Genomic DNA, 1,815 nt, shown 5'->3' with positions numbered 1-1,815 from the left:
CCTCCAGGCTGTCAGACTGGAGCAGTTCTGTTGCTACTCCTGCCGCATTCAGGTAACTTTCCGCAGATTGACCGACTGCCAAAGCGACATCGCACTCACGCAGACCGCTTTCACTATTGACAGCTCCCGGGTCGGGATGGCCGCCCGGCGCATGACCGGGATTCAGGAATACTTTCATGGTTTTTCTTCTCCTTTCTGATGAACGGCGGACTTCACAGTACCGCCGATGTAACCGAGAAGCCCTGACGCAATAGACATGGCCAGCTCGTTCAAGGCATAAAAAATCGCCAGGATCAGTGCTGTGACCAGCCCGATGATGACGATACAGTCGGGGATATTCACTTTCTCAAACATGCCTTACACCGCCTTCGGTGTGACGGTCACCCTGCCATCCTTGCGGACGATATTGAAATCCTCCATGGGCAGGATGCGGTCAGCTGCTGATTTCCAGTGGCTGTCTGCCTTATATGCATCCAAAGCAGCTCTGGGAACCAGGATTTTTGCCGATGCGGGCACCCCTTTGTCTGCATCGGCGGCATCCTGCATGACAAAATCCACATTCACATTATCAATGATGAGATATTCTAAGCTGCTGCAGGGAGCAAACATGTGATAGGTATTGATAGTTTTATTCTTGCTGTTGGATAATGTATCGATATAGACACATTTCAAGCTCGAACAAAAGGCGCACATGCTGTACATGGCTGTCACATTGCCAAAGCCGCTCAAATCCAGGGATTCCAGCTTCTGATTTCCAGCAAAGGCCACTCCCAGATCAGTAATCGCCCCTTTTTCCACATTGCTGAAATCAATGACAGATTCCGCCAGGGTTCCTTCAGCAAAACTTACCTTAGATGGATTGAACATACCGTTCATGCTCGTTGTATTTTTTGTAATATCAACGATGAACAGTTTAGCGCCATCTTTGACCAAGGATTTATTATTGAATTTTCCCTGCAAGTCCTTGTCCATGTACAAGCAGCCATCGGATAAATAAAGGGGAATATATCCGACGGGCATCCTGAGTCCGGATGCATCTTCTATTGCCTCTGTGGCACTGATAACTACGTCCCCGCAAATCAGGCCGTTCTTCAAAGCCCCAGAAATGGTTGGATTGCCTTTAATCCAGCCAGAGTCGGCTATGACTTCTGCATCAAAGGCATAGGAAAGGGCCAGATTGGCCTCGCTCGTGAGTTCGGCAGACTGGCTTCCCGACTTCTTGAATCCCGTCAGGTTTCCCGTAACTTGTGGCGTAAAAGTTACCTCGATAGTCTGATGCGGCACCTGTTGGATGGTGACTCTGTATGGTGCCGCTTCTGCCGCTGTGCCGCCGCTTCCCGTACGGGTTCCTTCCGTATAGTTCCCGTCTGCATCATAGAAGGTCTTGCCCTGGGCCACATCGGAGGCTTTCGCCGTCGTATCCGACACTTCGCAGAAACGGGCCTTCCCGCCGCTTTTCAGCGGAATCAGGACGGACGGTACCCCACTGTAGCTGTTCCCGGCCATTTTCACATCTACCTTCATGTCATCACCCCTTTACTCGATGGTCAGCACCTTGGTCAGACTGTCCTGGGATACGGTCACGGTTGTCAGGCTCCCGGTCACTTTGGTGCCATTGACGTAGGCCGTCTTGCCGCTGATGATAGTGCCGGCTGCCGCTGTGGCATCGCCCGTATCGACGACACTGGATTTGCCGGACACGCCGAGGATGGTCACGCCAGCCTTGATATTCCCGCTGACCAGTTTGGCCTGTTCCTCGCTGCTGATGCGGACTGCCCCTTTGCCGTTATGGAACCCGGCCGGGATGGCATACGT

At 52.2% G+C, this 1,815-nt stretch carries 3 protein-coding genes and 1 pseudogene; all 4 read right to left on the bottom strand.

Translation table 11 applies throughout. The features are described from left to right. Positions 1-178 (bottom strand): N-acetylmuramoyl-L-alanine amidase (locus ACR0QW_RS10980; protein ID WP_432643660.1); only part of this gene is annotated, 178 nt, incomplete at its 3' end. Then, complete coding sequence (locus ACR0QW_RS10975; RefSeq protein ID WP_075581366.1) at positions 175-354, bottom strand: hypothetical protein; 180 nt, start codon at positions 352-354, stop codon at positions 175-177. The genes ACR0QW_RS10980 and ACR0QW_RS10975, both read right to left, overlap by 4 nt. A gap of 3 nt (positions 355-357) precedes the next feature. Next, complete coding sequence (locus ACR0QW_RS10970) at positions 358-1,524, bottom strand: hypothetical protein (RefSeq protein ID WP_127007586.1); 1,167 nt, start codon at positions 1,522-1,524, stop codon at positions 358-360. Between the two features lie 12 nt (positions 1,525-1,536). Further along, positions 1,537-1,815: pseudogene (locus tag ACR0QW_RS10965) on the bottom strand (hypothetical protein); the annotation flags it as partial.

Origin of the sequence: Acidaminococcus sp., assembly GCF_050873445.1 — a bacterium.
Classification (GTDB): domain Bacteria; phylum Bacillota; class Negativicutes; order Acidaminococcales; family Acidaminococcaceae; genus Acidaminococcus.
Note: the sequence above shows the minus strand (reverse complement) of the source record. Positions and strands in the feature narration are given on the sequence as shown.

Excerpts from the sequence above, each read along its gene's own strand:
- ACR0QW_RS10975 (WP_075581366.1), bottom strand. The coding sequence starts at position 354 with ATGTTTGAGAAAGTGAATATCCCCGACTGTATCGTCATCATCGGGCTG.
- ACR0QW_RS10970 (WP_127007586.1), bottom strand. The coding sequence starts at position 1,524 with ATGAAGGTAGATGTGAAAATGGCCGGGAACAGCTACAGTGGGGTACCG.